The 18,016-nt window shown below is 55.3% G+C and carries 22 protein-coding genes; 19 read left to right on the top strand and 3 right to left on the bottom strand.

The window, feature by feature from the left end:
* Nucleotides 1–9 precede the first annotated feature (9 nt).
* From mdcC to mdcH, 6 genes are all read left to right on the top strand, one after another.
* Complete coding sequence (mdcC, locus tag C0560_RS19125) at nucleotides 10–309, top strand: malonate decarboxylase acyl carrier protein (protein WP_100778631.1); 300 nt, start codon at nucleotides 10–12, stop codon at nucleotides 307–309.
* Nucleotides 302–1,135 (top strand): biotin-independent malonate decarboxylase subunit beta, encoded by an 834-nt coding sequence (locus tag C0560_RS19120; RefSeq protein WP_100778632.1) that lies wholly within the window; start codon nucleotides 302–304, stop codon nucleotides 1,133–1,135. The genes mdcC and C0560_RS19120 overlap by 8 nt, the downstream gene beginning before the upstream one ends.
* Complete coding sequence (gene mdcE / locus C0560_RS19115; RefSeq protein ID WP_100780802.1) at nucleotides 1,135–1,935, top strand: biotin-independent malonate decarboxylase subunit gamma; 801 nt, start codon at nucleotides 1,135–1,137, stop codon at nucleotides 1,933–1,935. The genes C0560_RS19120 and mdcE overlap by 1 nt, the downstream gene beginning before the upstream one ends.
* A gap of 126 nt (nucleotides 1,936–2,061) precedes the next feature.
* A complete protein-coding gene (locus C0560_RS19110; protein WP_248859248.1) occupies nucleotides 2,062–3,021 on the top strand; it encodes an AEC family transporter in 960 nt (319 codons plus the stop codon).
* Nucleotides 3,022–3,023: 2 nt separating this feature from the next.
* Nucleotides 3,024–3,644 carry a malonate decarboxylase holo-ACP synthase gene (locus tag C0560_RS19105; RefSeq protein ID WP_248859247.1) on the top strand — a complete coding sequence of 207 codons (621 nt, stop codon included), beginning with the start codon at nucleotides 3,024–3,026 and terminating at the stop codon, nucleotides 3,642–3,644.
* Nucleotides 3,641–4,537 (top strand): malonate decarboxylase subunit epsilon, encoded by an 897-nt coding sequence (gene mdcH, locus C0560_RS19100; protein WP_181826944.1) that lies wholly within the window; start codon nucleotides 3,641–3,643, stop codon nucleotides 4,535–4,537. Before C0560_RS19105 ends, mdcH begins: the two co-directional genes overlap by 4 nt.
* A gap of 77 nt (nucleotides 4,538–4,614) precedes the next feature.
* Here the strand turns inward: mdcH and C0560_RS19095 are convergent, their stop codons facing one another.
* Both C0560_RS19095 and C0560_RS19090 read right to left on the bottom strand, forming a co-directional pair.
* A complete protein-coding gene (locus tag C0560_RS19095; RefSeq protein WP_100778636.1) occupies nucleotides 4,615–5,547 on the bottom strand; it encodes a LysR family transcriptional regulator in 933 nt (310 codons plus the stop codon).
* A 15-nt stretch (nucleotides 5,548–5,562) separates the two neighbouring features.
* The gene (locus C0560_RS19090; RefSeq protein ID WP_123429771.1) at nucleotides 5,563–7,467 is read right to left on the bottom strand and encodes an ABC transporter ATP-binding protein; all 1,905 of its coding nucleotides are present in this window, start codon (nucleotides 7,465–7,467) and stop codon (nucleotides 5,563–5,565) included.
* A 121-nt stretch (nucleotides 7,468–7,588) separates the two neighbouring features.
* Between C0560_RS19090 and kefG the strand changes: the two genes are divergently transcribed.
* From kefG to slyD, 4 genes are all read left to right on the top strand, one after another.
* On the top strand, nucleotides 7,589–8,143 hold the full coding sequence (kefG, locus tag C0560_RS19085; RefSeq protein WP_123429770.1) for a glutathione-regulated potassium-efflux system ancillary protein KefG: 555 nt from the start codon (nucleotides 7,589–7,591) through the stop codon (nucleotides 8,141–8,143).
* Complete coding sequence (kefB, locus tag C0560_RS19080) at nucleotides 8,143–9,948, top strand: glutathione-regulated potassium-efflux system protein KefB (RefSeq protein WP_107702728.1); 1,806 nt, start codon at nucleotides 8,143–8,145, stop codon at nucleotides 9,946–9,948. Before kefG ends, kefB begins: the two co-directional genes overlap by 1 nt.
* 10 nt (nucleotides 9,949–9,958) lie before the next feature.
* Nucleotides 9,959–10,159 (top strand): YheV family putative zinc ribbon protein, encoded by a 201-nt coding sequence (locus tag C0560_RS19075; protein ID WP_100778640.1) that lies wholly within the window; start codon nucleotides 9,959–9,961, stop codon nucleotides 10,157–10,159.
* Between the two features lie 94 nt (nucleotides 10,160–10,253).
* Nucleotides 10,254–10,841, top strand: a complete 588-nt coding sequence (gene slyD / locus C0560_RS19070; RefSeq protein ID WP_095283679.1) for a peptidylprolyl isomerase — start codon at nucleotides 10,254–10,256, stop codon at nucleotides 10,839–10,841.
* A 178-nt stretch (nucleotides 10,842–11,019) separates the two neighbouring features.
* Here the strand turns inward: slyD and C0560_RS19065 are convergent, their stop codons facing one another.
* Nucleotides 11,020–11,238: a protein SlyX gene (locus tag C0560_RS19065; protein ID WP_100778641.1), complete on the bottom strand. Its 219-nt coding sequence runs from the start codon at nucleotides 11,236–11,238 to the stop codon at nucleotides 11,020–11,022.
* Between the two features lie 236 nt (nucleotides 11,239–11,474).
* On the opposite strand from C0560_RS19065, the gene fkpA reads away from it, so the two are divergent.
* The 9 genes from fkpA to C0560_RS19020 all read left to right on the top strand — a co-directional run.
* Nucleotides 11,475–12,296: an FKBP-type peptidyl-prolyl cis-trans isomerase gene (fkpA, locus tag C0560_RS19060; RefSeq protein WP_095283677.1), complete on the top strand. Its 822-nt coding sequence runs from the start codon at nucleotides 11,475–11,477 to the stop codon at nucleotides 12,294–12,296.
* A 164-nt stretch (nucleotides 12,297–12,460) separates the two neighbouring features.
* Nucleotides 12,461–13,183 carry a transcriptional regulator gene (locus tag C0560_RS19055; protein WP_100778642.1) on the top strand — a complete coding sequence of 241 codons (723 nt, stop codon included), beginning with the start codon at nucleotides 12,461–12,463 and terminating at the stop codon, nucleotides 13,181–13,183.
* A complete protein-coding gene (gene tusD / locus C0560_RS19050; RefSeq protein WP_248859246.1) occupies nucleotides 13,183–13,569 on the top strand; it encodes a sulfurtransferase complex subunit TusD in 387 nt (128 codons plus the stop codon). The genes C0560_RS19055 and tusD overlap by 1 nt, the downstream gene beginning before the upstream one ends.
* The gene (gene tusC / locus C0560_RS19045) at nucleotides 13,569–13,928 is read left to right on the top strand and encodes a sulfurtransferase complex subunit TusC (protein ID WP_100778644.1); all 360 of its coding nucleotides are present in this window, start codon (nucleotides 13,569–13,571) and stop codon (nucleotides 13,926–13,928) included. The genes tusD and tusC overlap by 1 nt, the downstream gene beginning before the upstream one ends.
* A 7-nt stretch (nucleotides 13,929–13,935) precedes the next feature.
* Nucleotides 13,936–14,223 (top strand): sulfurtransferase complex subunit TusB, encoded by a 288-nt coding sequence (gene tusB, locus C0560_RS19040; RefSeq protein WP_100778645.1) that lies wholly within the window; start codon nucleotides 13,936–13,938, stop codon nucleotides 14,221–14,223.
* 123 nt (nucleotides 14,224–14,346) lie between these two features.
* The gene (gene rpsL, locus C0560_RS19035; protein WP_000246815.1) at nucleotides 14,347–14,721 is read left to right on the top strand and encodes a 30S ribosomal protein S12; all 375 of its coding nucleotides are present in this window, start codon (nucleotides 14,347–14,349) and stop codon (nucleotides 14,719–14,721) included.
* Nucleotides 14,722–14,817: 96 nt separating this feature from the next.
* The gene (rpsG, locus tag C0560_RS19030; protein ID WP_004106370.1) at nucleotides 14,818–15,288 is read left to right on the top strand and encodes a 30S ribosomal protein S7; all 471 of its coding nucleotides are present in this window, start codon (nucleotides 14,818–14,820) and stop codon (nucleotides 15,286–15,288) included.
* Nucleotides 15,289–15,383: 95 nt separating this feature from the next.
* Nucleotides 15,384–17,498 (top strand): elongation factor G, encoded by a 2,115-nt coding sequence (gene fusA, locus C0560_RS19025; RefSeq protein WP_100778646.1) that lies wholly within the window; start codon nucleotides 15,384–15,386, stop codon nucleotides 17,496–17,498.
* 68 nt (nucleotides 17,499–17,566) lie between these two features.
* A partial coding sequence (locus C0560_RS19020) for a GTP-binding protein (RefSeq protein ID WP_248859245.1) occupies nucleotides 17,567–18,016 on the top strand: 450 nt, incomplete at its 3' end.

The raw sequence follows: 18,016 nt of genomic DNA, 5'->3' as shown, positions 1-18,016 counted from the left end.
GAGGATGTTATGGAAAAAATCACATTGACCGTGCCAGCCAGCCGCGAAGTAAGCGGCAGGGCGCTGGCAGGGGTTGTCGGTTCTGGTGATATGGAGGTGTTATTCACCGCCGACCAGAGCCAGACCTTAACCATCGATATCACCACTTCCGTCGACAACAGCCGTGGTCGCTGGGAGGCACTATTCAACCGTCTGCACACCGTGAGCAGCCTGCCTGCCGGTCGCCTCACCATTCATGACTTTGGTGCCACCCCTGGCGTGGCGCGCATTCGTATTGAACAGGTCTTTGAAGAGGTGAGCCATGCGTGACGATCTGAGTTTTATCGAATTAAAAGCGCGCCAGCGTGCGCACGCGCTGCTGGACGATGGCAGCTACCGTGAACTGCTGGACCCGTTTGAAGGCATTACCTCTCCGTGGCTCGGCGCACAGGGTATCGTGCCGCAGGCCGACGACGGGATGGTGGTCGCGAAAGGGACCATTAACGGTCAGCCTGCTGTCGTCGTGGCGATCGAAGGTGCGTTCCAGGGCGGCAGTATGGGCGAAGTCTCAGGGGCCAAAATGGCCGCCGCACTGGAACTGGCGGCAGAAGATAACCGCAACGGTATCCCGACCCAGGCGGTGCTTTGCCTCGAAACCGGCGGCGTTCGTCTGCAGGAAGCGAATCTCGGCCTGGCGGCGATTGCTGATATTCACGCGGCGATTGTCGATTTACGTCGCTATACGCCGGTCATCGGGATTGTCGCCGGGACCGTCGGTTGCTTCGGTGGGATGTCGATTGCGGCGGCCCTGTGCAGCTATCTGATTGTCACCCGCGAAGCACGTCTCGGTCTTAACGGCCCGCAGGTTATCGAGCAGGAAGCCGGGATTGATGAGTACGACTCTCGCGACCGTCCGTTTATCTGGAGCATGACCGGAGGCGAAATCCGCTATGAAAGTGGTCTGGTGGATGCGCTGGTGGGTGACGGCGTGAACGCGGTGAAACAGGCGATGAACGAGGCCATTGCCAAAGGGGTTCCGGCTGCGCATCGCACCGATAACTATGATGATTACCTGGATCGTCTGAGCCATTTCGACACCCGCAAACAGGCGGATACCGAACAGATTCATGCGCTTTTTGCCCGGGAGGTGAAATGATGACTACTACAATCAGCCGCGGCGAACTCTGGCTGCAAACGCTCGCCCCACATGCCCAACGTTTGTCAGGGCTATGCCCGTCCGTACAGGCCGCTGACGGTGAACTGAACGGTGAAACCGTACGTTTCGTTGCCGTGGTCCCGGATGCGAACAACCATTTCCCGCGCGCCGCGCAGGGTGAAGTGGGGCTGCTGGAGGGCTGGACGCTGGCTAAAGTGGTGAGCGAAACCATTGCCGCTGATGCCGATAAAGCCGTTAAACGTCCTATCGTGGCGGTGATCGACGTGCCCAGCCAGGCGTATGGCCGTCGCGAAGAGGCGTTCGGCATCCATCAGGCGCTGGCCGGTGCAGCTGCGGCGTATGCCAATGCGCGTCTGGCCGGTCATCCGGTCATCGGCCTCATCGTCGGCAAAGCGATGTCGGGTGCTTTCCTGGCACACGGCTACCAGGCAAACCGCCTGATTGCTTTCAACGACAAGGGCGTACTGATTCATGCGATGGGCAAAGAGTCTGCCGCACGTATCACCCTGCGCACCGTCGACGCGCTGGAAAAACTGGCGGCCACCATCCCGCCAATGGCGTACGACATCAGTAACTACGCCACGCTGGGGCTGCTCGCCGATCTGCTGGACATCAGCAATCCGGATGCCCCTTCCGACAGCGATCTGGCGCAGGTGAAAACCACTCTGCAACAGGCCATCAACGACGCACGTCAGGATACCACGCTGAAAAGCCGTCTGGGTGCTGACAACCGCCGCAGCTCTGCTCTGGTACGCGAACGTATGCGAGCAAGCTGGTAATTAAAAAAAGTCCTGCCAGATGCAGGGCCACGTAGGCGCACTCGCTGCGCCTGCGCGGGAACCTGCATCCTGAAAATAATAATCATCGCGCCAGTGCTATCTCTTTTTTTAAATTACAGGTGATTTATGACTTACGTAATTGTTCATGCTCTTGCTCCGATTTTTGTCATCATGCTGCTGGGATTCTGGGCCGGTAAGGCCAAAATGGTCGATAACAAAAATGTCTCCCTGCTGAATATCTTTGTGATGGATTTTGCGCTGCCTGCGGCGCTGTTTAGTGCCACAGTACAAACCCCGTGGACGGGCATCCTCGCCCAGTCGCCGCTGATTCTGGTGCTGACGCTGGCGATGTGGATCACCTACGCGGCGATCTATTTCCTGGCCACCAAGGTCTTTAAAAAATCCCCGCAGGATGCGGCCGTACTGACCCTGACGGTTGCCCTGCCTAACTATGCGGCGCTCGGTCTGCCCATTCTCGGCAGCGTGCTCGGGGAAGGTTCGTCCACCTCGCTCTCCGTGGCGGTTTCCATCGCCTGTGGTTCTGTCCTGATGACACCGTTCTGCCTGCTGATTCTGGAGCGCGAAAAAGCGCGCGCCGAAGGCGGCAACAGCGGTTCGACTCTGGCGATGCTGCCGGTGCTGATGTGGCGCTCTATCAAAAAACCGATCGTGATGGGCCCGCTGCTCGGGGTGATTCTGTCGGCTATTGGTATCAAAATGCCGGAACTGATTCTGGCGGCGATTAAACCGCTGGGTCTGGCGGCTACGGCGGCAGCGCTGTTCCTGACCGGGGTGATCCTCTCTGCGCGTAAACTGCAAATCAACACCATAGTGATCACCTCCACTATTGCCAAACTGCTGATTCAGCCTGCCATTGCCTGGGGTCTGGTGCTGATTTTCGGTCTGCATGGATCTGTGGCGATCACGGCAATTCTGATGATTGCGCTCTCCGCAGGTTTCTTTGGCGTGGTCTTCGGCAACCGTTTTGGCGTGCAGTCTCCTGATGCAGAAGCGGTGCTGCTGTTAAGCTCGGTCCTGTGTATCCTGTCTCTGCCGCTGTTTATCTCGCTGACTTCAGGAATGTAATTATGATCACAACATTACGCCCGCACGATCTTATCTGGCTTAACGCGCGCGACGCGCTGGAAGGTATCACCGAATCCTGGGTGGATGGCGTGTGGCATACCGGTCTGCCTGTGGTGGTGCGGCGTGATGTTGATGGTACCGGACGGATCCCCGTCGGCGTGCGCGGTTTGAAGCGCGAACAACGCGCCGCCGGTTGGGTTAACCCCGAGCGCGTGACCCGCGTGGTATCTCCGGAAGATTTAAGCGTCGCGACCGATTTGCTGCGCTCCTCGTTTATCACCCAGCCGCCCGTGCAGGTGGCGTTTCAGGTTGCGCAGCAGGCGTGGCCCTGGACGTGGGGGATAACCGGCAGTACCGGCTACGCGCTGGCAACCGGCGTTCCGGTGATCCATGCCGAGAGCGATCTGGATCTGCTGATCCGGGCGCCCGTGCCGCTTCTTCAGGAAACGTTCCAGCACTGGACAGCGCAACTCGGCAGTGCGTTGTGCCGCGTGGATACGCAGGTGGAAACCTCTGCGGGCGGTTTCGCACTGAACGAGTGGCTGCGCGAGGGGAGAGCGCTGCTAAAAACGCATCGTGGGCCGCGCCTGGTAGCCGACCCGTGGGGCAGGGAGGAGTCATGAAAATTCTGTTTACCTTCCCGGGACAGGGGACGCAGCGTGCAGGCATGCTGCAGGACCTGCCGGGTACAGAGAGAGCGGTAGCGCGCGAAGTTCTGGGCGAAGAAGCGGATCGGCTGGATTCCCCCGACGCGCTGAAACACACCCGCGCGGTGCAACTGTCCCTTCTGATCGCTGGCGTTTCCTGGGCGCGAGAACTGGAACGACGTGGCGTGACGCCAGATATTGTCAGCGGTCTGTCGATTGGTGCTTATCCTGCTGCCGTGATCGCCGGTGCACTGACGTTTACCGACGCGCTTCGGCTGGTGGCCCTGCGCGGTGATTTGATGGAGCAGGCGTATCCCCACGGCTACGGTTTGACGGCCATCATGGGGCTGACGCTGCCACAGGTGGAGGCGCTCCTCGTGGGCACCGGCACGTACATCGCTAACCTCAACGCCGAAACGCAGATTGTGATTGCCGGCACCGATGAGGGAATGGCCGAAGTGGCAAAACGCGCGCTGGAGAAGGGCGCAAATAAAGCCCATCGGCTGGCGGTGAGTGTGCCTTCGCATTGTGAACTGCTGGCGGCACCGGCGCAGAAACTGGCGGAGGCGTTCAGCCATGTGACCCTATCTCGCCCGCGCTGTGCCTGGCTCAGCGGCAGTACCGGACGCGTATTATGGGCGCCGGAGAAAATTGCCGACGATTTAGCCATGAACATGGCGCGTACGGTGCGCTGGCAGGAGGCGGTGATTTCCGCCAACGAGCGTGAGGCGCGACTGGCGATAGAGATGCCTCCCGGCGGTGTGCTGACGTGCTTGACGCGACAGGCGGCGTGGGAAGGCGAAGCGGTTTCGCTCGAGCGTAGCGGTGTGGATGTGGCGGTGCATCTGGCAAAACGTCTTCGCGGGTAGTTTTTGCCTGTTGGCACCGGGCTTTTTGTTCCTGCAAGAACCTGGGTCGGGAACGCGGAGTTACACCCGGCAAAGCATCAGCTACCGTCCTGCAAACTGCGGGCGTACATTCGCCCCTCTGCAGCCAGTGCCCGCAGGCTCGGATCCTGCTCGCGGTTGCGGGCAAAGACAATCGCGATCAGCTGTTGCATCTGGTACGGCTGCGCCAGCTTCAGCAACTGCACGGAGTTCTCGTAGACCTTTTTCATCCTGCCGGGCATCAGCGTAAAGCCCACACCCGCCTGCACCAGACTTAACATCGAGAAGATATCATTCACACGGGTGACGATTTCCGGCTCAAAACCGGCGATCTGGAAGGCGTCCTGAAAACCGGCGTAGGTGGCAAACCCTTCCGCCAGCGAGACGAACTTCTGATCTTTGTAATCGCGCAGATCGGCCAGGCCGTTGCTGTTGAGTTTGGCCGACGCGGGCGCGGCGAGGAAAATGTCGTCGTGGAACAGGGGCAGCACTTCGAGGGTATTTCGGTCGATATCGCTTTCGGAGATGGAGATCAGGATTGCGTCCAGCGCGCCTTCATCGAGCAGATGGAGCAGGGTGTCGTTAGAGCCCATCGTCAGGTCCATCTCCAGGTCCGGACGGCGCAGCTTCATCCCCATAATCAGCCGCGGGACGGTTTCCATCGTCAGAGAGTAAAGCGTACCGACGCGCAGGCGGCCTTGTCCTATCCCGGCGATTTTGCGTGACTCTTCCAGCCCGCGCTCCATTACCTGCATCACTTCCTGGCAATACTCCAGCAGTGTCCAGGCGGAAGGTAGCGCAATCAGATTGCGTCCTTTGTGGGTGAACAGCGGGCAGCGAACGTTCTCTTCAAGGGTATGCAAGGCGCGGTGCACGCTGACACCGCTCAGGCCCAGAGCCTCGGCGGTGCGGGCGATATTGCCCTTTTCCATGAAGGTCATGAAAATACTCAGTTTGCGAAATGTAATGTCGCTCGTGATGTCGATAGTCATAACCTTCCTGATCCCTTAATCGGTTTGCAGCATCTCTTCCAGCTGTTCCTGCGCCTCGAGCCACGCCATTTCGCACTCTTCCAGGCCAGATTTGGTTTTAGCCTGCACCTGCAGGCACTCGGTCAGCTCGGCTTTGCGCGCCTGATCGTACAGGCCGCTGTCGCCGAGCTTCTCTTCCACCGTGGCCAGCTGCGCGTGCAGTTTTTCCATCTCTTTTTCCAGACGCGCGATCTCTTTACGCAACGGCTGGGTTTGCGTGCGCAGTTCTGCCTCGCGACGTTTCTGGTCTTTACGCGCCTGTGCGCTGTTGGCGTTATCTTTCGCGTCATCGGCAGGCTGGTTTTCCTGCTTCTGCACGTCCGTTAGCCACTGCTGATAATCTTCCAGATCGCCGTCGAACGGTTCGACTTTGCCATCGTGCACCAGATAGAGGTCATCGGTGGTGGAGCGGATCAGGTGCCTGTCGTGCGAAACCACAACCAGGGCGCCTTCGAATTCGATCAGCGCTTCGGTCAACGCTTGACGCATATCGAGATCCAGGTGGTTAGTCGGTTCATCGAGCAGCAGCAGGTTCGGACGCTGCCAGACGATCAGCGCCAGCACCAGACGGGCTTTTTCCCCGCCGGAGAAGCGCTCGGTGTTCTCGCTGACTTTATCGCCCTGGAAGCCGAAACCGCCGAGGTAATCGCGCAGCTTTTGCTCCATTTCCTGAGGTGCCAGACGCGCCATGTGCTGAATCGGCGATTCGTCTGCGCGTAAAAATTCCAGCTGGTGCTGGGCGAAGTAGCCCAGTTTGATGCCCTTCGCCAGCCCGATATCGCCGCTGACCGGGTTCAGTTCGCCCGCCAGCAGTTTAATCAGTGTGGACTTACCCGCGCCATTACGCCCGAGCAGACCGATGCGCGAACCGGGCACCAGGTTGAGCTTGATGGAGTCGAGAATAATGCGCTCGCCGTAGCCGGCGCTGACCTTCTCCATCTTCAGCAACGGGTTAGGCAGGCTTTCCGGGGCGCGGAAGCTAAAGTGGAACGGGTTATCCACGTGCGCAGGGGCAATCATCTCCATGCGCTCGAGCATCTTGATGCGGCTCTGGGCCTGTTTGGCTTTGGAGGCTTTAGCCTTAAAGCGATCAACAAAGCTTTGCAGATGGGCAACGCGCTGCTGCTGGCTTTCGTACATCGCCTGCTGCTGTGACAGGCGTGTGGCGCGCTGGCGCTCGAACGAGCTGTAGTTGCCCGTATATTCGAACATCGATTCCTGTTCGATATGAATGATTTTATCGACGACCGGATCGAGGAAGTCGCGGTCGTGGGAGATCAGGATCAGCGTGCCCTGATAGCTTTTCAGCCATTTTTCTAGCCAGATCACCGCGTCGAGATCGAGGTGGTTGGTCGGTTCATCGAGGAGCAGCAGATCCGAGCGGCAGACCAGCGCTTGCGCGAGGTTCAGGCGCATACGCCAGCCGCCGGAGAAATCGCTCACCGGGCGCTCTAACTGCTCGTTGCTGAAGCCCAGACCGTGCAGCAGGCTGGAGGCGCGCGAGCGGATGGTCCAGGCGTCTATGGCGTCGAGCTTGCCGTGAACGGTAGCGATGGCGTGGCCGTCGTTGCGCTCGTTGGCGGCGTTCAGCTCGGCTTCCAGCTTGCGGTATTCGCGGTCGCCGTCAATGACATAGTCGAGCGCCGGAACGCTCAGGGCAGGGGTTTCCTGGTTAACCCAGGCCAACTGCCAGTTTCCCGGATAGGTGAAGCTCCCTGCATCGGCGCTCATCTCGTTTTTCAGAAGCGACAGCAGAGTGGATTTGCCGCAGCCGTTTTTGCCCACCAGACCGACTTTTTGCCCAGGGTTAATGGTGGCTGTAGCGTTGTCCAGCAGGACGCGTACGCCGCGACGAATTTGTAACGAGGAGAAAACAATCATAGAGCGCCGTGTGTTCCGACTATGTTAAGTTGTCATTATAATGGAGTTAAATGTTGTACCGCGCCTGACGCGGGAGTGCCATGTTAGCCCAAAATGGCAATGATGACGACCCGGGAGGGGAATGATGTCCCAGACAGCAAAAGTGCTGCTGCTGTATGCCCATCCGGAATCACAGGACTCGGTCGCTAACCGGGTTTTGCTCAAACCGGCTCGACAACTCAGCAATGTGACGGTGCACGACCTGTACGCGCACTATCCTGATTTTTTTATTGATATCCCACACGAACAGGAACGGTTGCGTCAGCATGACGTGATTGTGTTCCAGCATCCGCTCTATACCTACAGCTGTCCGGCGTTGCTGAAAGAGTGGCTGGACCGGGTGTTGACCCGCGGCTTTTCCAGTGGACCAGGGGGAAACCAGCTGGCGGGAAAGTACTGGCGGAGTGTCATTACGACCGGTGAACCCGAGAGCGCCTACCGTCACGACGGGCTAAACCGCTATCCCATGAGCGATATTCTTCGCCCTTTTGAGTTGACGGCGGCCATGTGCCGTATGCAGTGGATGAGCCCGATTGTGGTCTATTGGGCTCGCCGCCAGCCCTCAAAAGAGCTGGCGAATCATGCCAAAGCCTATGGCGACTGGCTGGCCTCACCGATTCTGACAGGAGGCCGCTGATGGAAGGTTCCGATCTGTTACTGGCTGGTGTGTTGTTCCTCTTCGCGGCGGTTGTGGCCGTGCCGCTGGCCTCCCGGCTGGGTATCGGCGCGGTGCTGGGCTATCTGCTGGCAGGTATCGCGATTGGCCCGTGGGGGCTTGGGTTTATAAGCGACGTGGATGAAATCCTCCACTTCTCCGAGCTGGGTGTGGTCTTCCTGATGTTTATCATTGGGCTGGAGCTGAATCCGGCGAAGCTCTGGCACCTGCGGCGCTCGATTTTTGGCGTGGGTGCCGCACAGGTGTTGTTCAGCGCGGTGATCCTCGCTGGATTGCTGATGTTGACCGAGTTCAAGTGGCAGGCGGCGGTGATCGGCGGGATTGGTCTGGCGATGTCTTCGACGGCGATGGCGCTGCAGCTGATGCGCGATAAGGGGATGAATCGCAACGAGTCGGGACAGCTCGGTTTTTCCGTTTTGCTGTTTCAGGATTTAGCGGTGATCCCCGCGTTAGCGCTGGTGCCGCTGCTCGCCGGGTCTGGCGACGATCATTTCGACTGGATGAAAGTTGGCATGAAGGTGCTGGCGTTTGCAGGCATGCTGATTGGCGGGCGTTACCTGCTGCGTCCGGTGTTTCGCTTTATTGCGGCGTCCGGCGTGCGGGAAGTGTTTACCGCGGCGACGCTGCTGCTGGTGTTGGGTTCCGCGCTGTTTATGGATGCGCTGGGGCTGTCGATGGCGCTGGGGACGTTTATCGCGGGCGTTCTGCTTGCCGAGAGTGAATATCGTCACGAGCTGGAGATTGCCATCGATCCCTTTAAGGGGCTGCTGTTAGGGCTGTTCTTTATCTCTGTAGGCATGGCGCTCAACCTTGGCGTGCTCTACACCCATCTGCTGTGGGTGGTGATCAGCGTCGCGGTGCTGGTGGCGGTGAAAACCGGCGTGCTTTACGCCCTGGCGCGGATTTACGGCCTCCGAAGTTCTGAGCGCATGCAGTTCGCGGGCGTGCTGAGTCAGGGGGGAGAGTTCGCATTTGTGCTCTTCTCCACAGCATCGTCCCAGCGTTTATTTCAGGATGATCAGATGGCGCTGCTGCTGGTGACGGTCACCCTGTCGATGATGACCACGCCGCTGCTGATGAAGCTGATTGATAAATCCCTGTCGCGCCGCTTTAATCCGCCGGAAGACGAAGCGGAAACACCGTGGGTGGAAGATGATAAACCACAGGTAATTGTGGTGGGGTTTGGCCGTTTTGGGCAGGTCATTGGCCGCTTGCTGATGGCCAATGAGATGCGTATTACGGTGCTGGAGCGTGATATCAGCGCAGTAAATCTGATGCGCAAATACGGTTATAAAGTCTATTACGGCGATGCGACGCAGCTTGAACTGCTGCGTTCAGCAGGTGCCGAGGCCGCAGAGTCTATCGTCATCACCTGTAATGAACCGGAAGATACGATGAAGCTGGTGGAGCTGTGTCAGCAGCATTTCCCGCATCTGCATATTCTGGCGCGTGCCAGAGGGCGCGTGGAAGCCCATGAGCTGTTACAGGCGGGGGTGAAAAACTTCTCGCGTGAGACGTTTTCCAGTGCCCTTGAGCTAGGCCGTAAGACGCTGGTTTCGCTGGGGATGCATCCGCACCAGGCGCTGCGCGCCCAGCTGCATTTCCGCAGGCTTGATATGCGTATGCTGCGCGAGTTAATGCCCGTCCATAGCGATACGGCGCAAATCTCCCGCGTGCGGGAAGCTCGCCGTGAGCTGGAAGAGATCTTCCAGCGTGAGATGCAGAAGGAACGGCGTCAGCTGGATGGCTGGGATGAATTTGAATAGGGGAAAAAGTATGGCAGTTCGTAAACGTTTTATTGCAGGCGCAAAATGCCCGTCCTGCCAGGCGCAAGATACCCTGGCCATGTGGCGCGAGAATAATATCGATATTGTTGAGTGTGTTAAGTGTGGGCACCAGATGCGCGAGGCGGACAAAGAGGTTCGCGAGCATGTTCGCAAAGAAGAGCAAGTGATCGGCATTTTTCATCCGGACTAGCGATATGCCCTCAGATTTTTTAAGCTAAAGGGTACACGGGTGCAGATTTCCGCTACAATCTGCGCCAGCAATTTTCCCACGCTCAGGAGATATCATGAAAGTAGCAAAAGACCTGGTGGTCAGCCTGGCCTATCAGGTACGTACAGAAGACGGTGTGTTGGTTGATGAGTCTCCGGTGAGTGCGCCGCTGGACTACCTGCATGGTCACGGTTCCCTGATTTCCGGCCTGGAAAACGCGCTGGAAGGTCATGTTGTTGGCGACAAATTTGATGTTGCTGTAGGCGCGAATGACGCTTACGGTCAGTACGACGATAATCTGGTTCAGCGCGTTCCTAAAGACGTGTTCATGGGCGTTGACGAGCTGCAGGTTGGCATGCGTTTCCTGGCTGAAACTGACCAGGGTCCAGTACCTGTTGAAATCACAGAAGTTGAAGACGAGCACGTTGTGGTTGACGGTAACCACATGCTGGCTGGCCAGAACCTGAAATTCAACGTTGAAGTTATCGCGATTCGTGAAGCGACTGCTGAAGAGCTGGCTCATGGCCACGTTCACGGTGCAAATGGTCACGACCACGATCACGACCATGACGGTTGCTGCGGTGGTCACGGCCACGATCATGACCACGGTCATGAGCACGGCAAAGGCGGTTGTGGTGGTAACGGCGGTTGCGGCTGCCACTAAATCACCGGCGTCTTTCGAGCCGCAGAGACGTTGACCGCGTTTTCCAGTCCCGGTTGTAGAGTGTTCTATGCTCTCGGGAATGTTCTAACCAGTCACCTTTCTGCAACGCGAATGACCGGGTAATTTAGCAATGTCGCAGGCATAAAAAAGCGGGAAATATTCCCGCTTTTTTTATGCCTCAATAGTGAGGTGGGGGCGTCTCTTCTGCCTGTGAGGCGATGTGTGACGACTGTGTCGCTTTCACTTTTTCCGTAAGCAGGCGCAGAAGATCGCGCAGTTTGGCCATTTCCAGTTCGTGAGCCGTCACCGTCTGGTTCAGCTCATCGATGGTCACTTCCTGAAAAGCCAGGCGGCTTTCCAGCTCGGCCAGCCGCGCTTCCAATGTCGTATTTTGCATGATTGACCTCTCTGTGATTTCGCACGCCAGGGGCGTTGGCGGCGGCGAATTTTACCCGAGTTTACTCCTCTGTAAAGCATCCTGCCTTAATGCAAGAAACTTATTTAAACAAAAATAGTCTGAAAAGAAGCGAGTTTAGGGAGAGTCTGTCTGTAGATTTCTTCTTCAACGTTCTATAGTACGCTTCTCATATACGTTTAACGCTGGGGTGAGAGGCCCCGGTCCTGGAGAAATGGATGAAATCACTGTTTAAAGTAACGCTGCTGGCGACCACGATGGCCGTCGCACTGAATGCGCCGCTCTCTTTCGCTGCTGATACCGCTGCGAAGCCTGCTGCAAGCGCAGACAGTAAAGCTGCGTTCAAAAATGACGACCAGAAATCAGCCTATGCGCTGGGCGCATCTCTGGGCCGTTACATGGAAAACTCTCTCAAAGAGCAAGAGAAACTGGGCATCAAACTGGATAAAGACCAGCTGATCGCCGGGGTTCAGGATGCGTTTGCAAACAAGAGCAAACTGTCTGACCAGGAAATCGAACAGACCCTGCAGGCTTTTGAAGCTCGCGTGAAAGGTGCTGCTCAGGGCAAGATGGAACAAGACGCAAAAGACAACGAAGCGAAAGGCAAAGCCTACCGCGATACTTTTGCTAAAGAGAAGGGTGTGAAAACCTCTTCTACTGGTCTGCTGTACAAAGTAGAGAAAGCCGGTACTGGCGATGCGCCTAAAGACAGCGATACCGTAGTTGTGAACTACAAAGGTACCCTGATCGACGGTAAAGAGTTCGATAACTCTTATACCCGTGGTGAACCGCTCTCCTTCCGTCTCGACGGTGTTATCCCAGGCTGGACCGAAGGCCTGAAAAACATCAAGAAAGGCGGCAAAATTCAGCTGGTAATCCCACCTGATCTGGCTTACGGCAAAACGGGCGTTCCGGGTATTCCGGCTAACTCCACTCTGGTCTTCAATGTTGAGCTGCTGGACATCAAACCAGCACCGAAGGCAGATGCCAAACCAGATGCTGCTGCAGATGATAAAGCTGCAGACGCAGCGAAGAAGTAAAACGCTGAAAACCGCCGCCTTTAAGGCGGCGGTTTTTTTATTGTGGGGCAGATATAATTAACACTGGAAAGCGTTACCTACGCTGTATTAATTTAGTTGTCCGTGTAAATATGAGCCTGCCCTGACAACCTAATGACAGGCTCCTGAAAAGGAGTGTTTTTTTCATGTCCAGGTCGCTTTTAACCAACGAAACCAGTGAACTCGATTTGCTGGATCAACGTCCTTTCGACCAGACCGACTTCGATATTCTCAAATCCTACGAAGCGGTGGTGGACGGGTTAGCGATGCTCATTGGCTCCCACTGCGAAATCGTATTGCACTCCCTGCAAGATCTGAAATGTTCCGCCATCCGCATTGCTAATGGTGAGCACACTGGCCGCAAAATTGGATCGCCAATTACCGACCTTGCACTGCGTATGCTGCACGACATGACCGGCGCGGACAGCAGCGTCTCCAAATGTTATTTCACTCGTGCCAAAAGCGGCGTTCTGATGAAGTCAGAAACGATCGCCATCCGTAACCGCGAGCACCGCGTAATCGGACTGCTGTGTATCAACATGAACCTTGATGTGCCGTTCTCTCAAATCATGAGCACCTTTATTCCGCCTGAAACGCCGGAAGTGAACTCGTCGGTGAACTTTGCGTCTTCCGTTGAAGACCTCGTCACCCAGACGCTGGAGTTCACCATCGAAGAGGTCAATGCCGATCGCAACGTATCGAACAACGCTAAGAACCGTCAGATCGTGCTGAACCTCTATGAAAAAGGCATTTTCGATATTAAAGATGCGATTAACCAGGTGGCAGATCGCCTGAACATTTCCAAGCACACGGTTTATCTTTACATCCGCCAGTTCAAAAGCGGTGATTTCCTGGGACAAGAGAAGTAATGCGTTTTGCCATCGTGGTGACAGGCCCGGCTTACGGTACTCAGCAGGCCAGTAGCGCTTTTCAGTTTGCCGAGGCGTTGTTGGCTGCCGGGCATCAGCTGAGCAGTGTCTTTTTCTACCGGGAAGGGGTCTACAACGCTAACCAGTTGACCTCGCCTGCGTCGGATGAGTTTGATCTGGTGCGTGGCTGGCAGAAACTTAATGAGTTACAGGGCGTCGAGCTGCACATTTGTGTCGCGGCGGCGTTGCGTCGCGGTGTGACGGATGAAGCAGAAGCCGAGCGTCTTGGCCTTGCCGGGGCGAATCTCCAGCCCGGCTTTTCCCTCAGTGGCTTAGGCGCGCTGGCTCAAGCGGCGTTGACCTGCGATCGGATGGTACAATTCTGATGAACCGCGTTGCCTTTGTATTTACTTCTGCCCCACACGGCAGTGCAGCCGGCAGGGAAGGGCTTGATGCGCTTTTGGCGACATCGGCACTGACGGAAGATATCGGTGTCTTCTTTATCGGTGATGGTGTGCTCCAGCTTTTGGCCGGGCAACAGCCTCAGCAGATTTTGGCGCGTGACTATATTGCGACCTTCAAAGTTCTGCCCCTGTACGACATCGAGACTTTCTGGGTCTGTGCGGCATCGCTAAAAGAGCGCGGGCTGGATAAAAACACCGCTATGGTTCTGGATGTGACCGTCGTCGCGCCCGAGGTGTTACGCGAACAACTCTCTCAATATCATACTGTTCTGACTTTCTGAGGCCGTCATGCTCCATACCTTGAGCCACTCTCCGTGGCAGTGCGATATCGACGGGTTGCTGAGAATGCTGGCCGACGGTGACGACCTGCTGCTGATTCAGGACGGCGTGCTGGCCGCAATTGAAGGCAGCCGCTTTGTTGAAATGCTCAATAATGCCCCCATTACTGTCTCTGCGCTAAAGGAAGACATTGATGCACGCGGCCTTGCTGCTCAAATTTCAGCCAAAATCGACGTGGTTAGCTATACTGATTTCGTCAATCTCTCGGTAAAAAACACAACTCAAATGAGTTGGTGAGGTGAGATCGCTGTATATTTCTTGACACCTTTTCGGCGTGGCCCTAAAATTTCGCGTCCTCATATTGTATGAGGCGATTTATTACGTGTTTACGAAGCAAAAGCTAAAACCAGGAGCTATTTAATGGCAACAGTTAACCAGCTGGTACGCAAACCACGCGCTCGCAAAGTTGCAAAAAGCAACGTGCCTGCGCTGGAAGCCTGCCCGCAGAAACGTGGCGTATGTACTCGTGTATATACCACCACTCCTAAGAAACCAAACTCCGCACTGCGTAAAGTATGCCGTGTGCGTTTGACCAACGGTTTTGAAGTGACTTCCTACATCGGTGGTGAAGGTCACAACCTGCAGGAACACTCCGTGATCCTGATCCGTGGCGGTCGTGTAAAAGACCTTCCGGGTGTTCGTTATCACACCGTTCGTGGTGCGCTCGACTGCTCCGGCGTTAAAGACCGTAAGCAAGCTCGCTCCAAGTATGGCGTGAAGCGTCCTAAGGCTTAATGGTTCTCCGTTAAGTAAGGCCAAACTGATTTATCTTAATGTCAAACTAAACTCTTTGAGTTTTGGACAATCCTGAATTAACAACGGAGTATTCCCATGCCACGTCGTCGCGTCATTGGTCAGCGTAAAATCCTTCCAGATCCTAAGTTCGGATCAGAACTGCTGGCAAAATTTGTAAATATCCTGATGGTAGATGGTAAAAAATCTACTGCAGAAGCAATCGTATACAGCGCGCTGGAGACCCTGGCTCAGCGTTCTGGTAAAAATGAACTGGAAGCTTTCGAAGTCGCTCTCGACAACGTTCGCCCAACCGTAGAAGTTAAGTCCCGCCGCGTTGGTGGTTCTACTTATCAGGTTCCAGTTGAAGTTCGTCCGGTTCGTCGTAATGCTCTGGCAATGCGTTGGATCGTTGAAGCTGCTCGTAAACGCGGTGATAAATCCATGGCTCTGCGTCTGGCGAACGAACTTTCTGATGCTGCAGACAACAAAGGTACTGCAGTTAAGAAACGTGAAGACGTTCACCGTATGGCAGAAGCCAACAAGGCGTTCGCACACTACCGTTGGTAATCCCTTCGGAGTCATAGTCACCAGGCGGGCGCTTCAGAGAAGCCGCCCGCTCTGGGTTACTTAACTGAACGCCAAAGAATCAAACGAGGAATCAAATGGCTCGTACAACACCCATCGCACGCTACCGTAACATCGGTATCAGTGCGCACATCGACGCCGGTAAAACCACTACTACCGAACGTATTCTGTTCTACACCGGTGTAAACCATAAAATCGGTGAAGTTCATGACGGCGCAGCTACCATGGACTGGATGGAACAGGAGCAGGAGCGTGGTATTACCATCACCTCCGCAGCGACTACTGCATTCTGGTCAGGTATGGCTAAGCAGTATGAACCGCATCGCGTAAACATCATCGACACCCCGGGGCACGTTGACTTCACTATCGAAGTTGAACGTTCCATGCGTGTTCTTGATGGTGCAGTAATGGTTTACTGCGCAGTTGGTGGTGTTCAGCCACAGTCTGAAACCGTATGGCGTCAGGCTAATAAATACAAAGTTCCACGCATCGCGTTCGTTAACAAAATGGACCGTATGGGTGCTAACTTCCTGAAAGTTGTTGGTCAGATCAAAACCCGTCTGGGCGCGACTCCGGTTCCGCTTCAGCTGGCAATTGGTGCTGAAGAAGGTTTCACCGGTGTTGTTGACCTGGTGAAAATGAAAGCCATCAACTGGAACGAAGAAGATGCAGGCGTCACCTTCGTTTATGAAGATATTCCAGCAGACATGCAGGACCTGGCCGACGAATGGCACCAGAACCTGATCGAGTCCGCTGCTGAAGCTTCAGAAGAGCTGATGGAGAAATACCTGGGTGGTGAAGAACTGACTGAAGAAGAGATCAAGAAAGCTCTGCGTCAGCGCGTTCTGAACAACGAAATTATCCTGGTAACCTGTGGTTCTGCGTTCAAGAACAAAGGTGTTCAGGCAATGCTGGATGCGGTAATTGATTACCTGCCATCTCCAGTAGATGTTCCTGCGATCAACGGTATCCTGGACGACGGTAAAGACACTCCGGCTGAACGTCACGCAAGTGATGACGAGCCGTTTGCTGCACTGGCGTTCAAAATCGCTACCGACCCGTTCGTGGGTAACCTGACGTTCTTCCGCGTGTACTCTGGCGTGGTTAACTCCGGTGACACCATCCTGAACTCCGTGAAAGCTGCACGTGAACGTTTCGGTCGTATCGTACAGATGCACGCGAACAAACGTGAAGAGATCAAAGAAGTTCGCGCAGGCGACATCGCTGCGGCTATCGGTCTGAAAGACGTGACTACTGGTGACACCCTGTGTAACCCAGATCACCCGATCATTCTGGAGCGTATGGAGTTCCCTGAGCCAGTAATCTCTATCGCCGTTGAACCAAAAACCAAAGCTGACCAGGAAAAAATGGGTCTGGCTCTGGGCCGTCTGGCTAAAGAAGACCCATCATTCCGCGTATGGACTGATGAAGAATCTAACCAGACTATCATCGCTGGTATGGGTGAACTGCACCTCGACATCATCGTTGACCGTATGAAGCGTGAATTCAACGTTGAAGCTAACGTGGGTAAACCTCAGGTTGCTTACCGCGAAGCGATTCGTGCGAAAGTTACCGATGTTGAAGGTAAACACGCTAAGCAGTCTGGTGGTCGTGGTCAGTACGGTCATGTTGTTATCGACATGTACCCACTGGAGCCGGGCTCAAATCCGAAAGGTTACGAGTTCATCAACGACATCAAAGGTGGTGTAATTCCTGGCGAATACATCCCTGCCGTTGATAAAGGTATCCAGGAGCAGCTGAAGTCTGGCCCTCTGGCAGGTTACCCGGTAGTAGATCTCGGCGTGCGTCTGCACTTCGGTTCTTACCATGACGTTGACTCCTCTGAACTGGCGTTTAAACTGGCCGCTTCTATCGCCTTCAAAGATGGCTTTAAGAAAGCGAAACCAGTTCTGCTTGAGCCTATCATGAAGGTTGAAGTAGAGACTCCGGAAGAGAACACCGGTGACGTTATCGGTGACCTTAGCCGTCGTCGTGGTCAGCTGAAAGGTCAGGAATCTAACGCTACTGGCGTTCAGATTCATGCTGAAGTTCCGTTGTCAGAAATGTTCGGGTACGCAACTCAGCTGCGTTCTCTGACTAAAGGTCGTGCATCTTACTCCATGGAATTCCTGAAGTATGATGATGCGCCGAACAACGTTGCTCAGGCCGTAATCGAAGCCCGTGGCAAATAAGCCTCAGGTTTAAAAACCAAAATCCCGTGTCCCCTCGGTGAGGGGGCACTATAGTAAGGAATATAGCCGTGTCTAAAGAAAAATTTGAACGTACAAAACCGCACGTCAACGTTGGTACTATCGGCCACGTTGACCATGGTAAAACTACCCTGACTGCTGCAATCACTACCGTTCTGGCTAAAACCTACGGTGGTTCTGCTCGTGCATTCGATCAGATCGATAACGCACCAGAAGAAAAAGCTCGTGGTATCACCATCAACACTTCCCACGTTGAATATGACACCCCGACTCGCCACTACGCACACGTAGACTGCCCGGGCCACGCCGACTATGTTAAAAACATGATCACCGGTGCTGCTCAGATGGATGGCGCAATCCTGGTTGTTGCTGCGACTGACGGCCCTATGCCTCAGACTCGTGAGCACATCCTGCTGGGTCGTCAGGTTGGCGTTCCTTTCATCATCGTGTTCCTGAACAAATGCGACATGGTTGATGACGAAGAGCTGCTGGAACTGGTT

It is taken from the genome of Lelliottia sp. AC1, assembly GCF_023278595.1.
GTDB lineage: Bacteria > Pseudomonadota > Gammaproteobacteria > Enterobacterales > Enterobacteriaceae > Enterobacter > Enterobacter nimipressuralis.
This window is presented reverse-complemented; position numbering and strand designations above follow the sequence as displayed.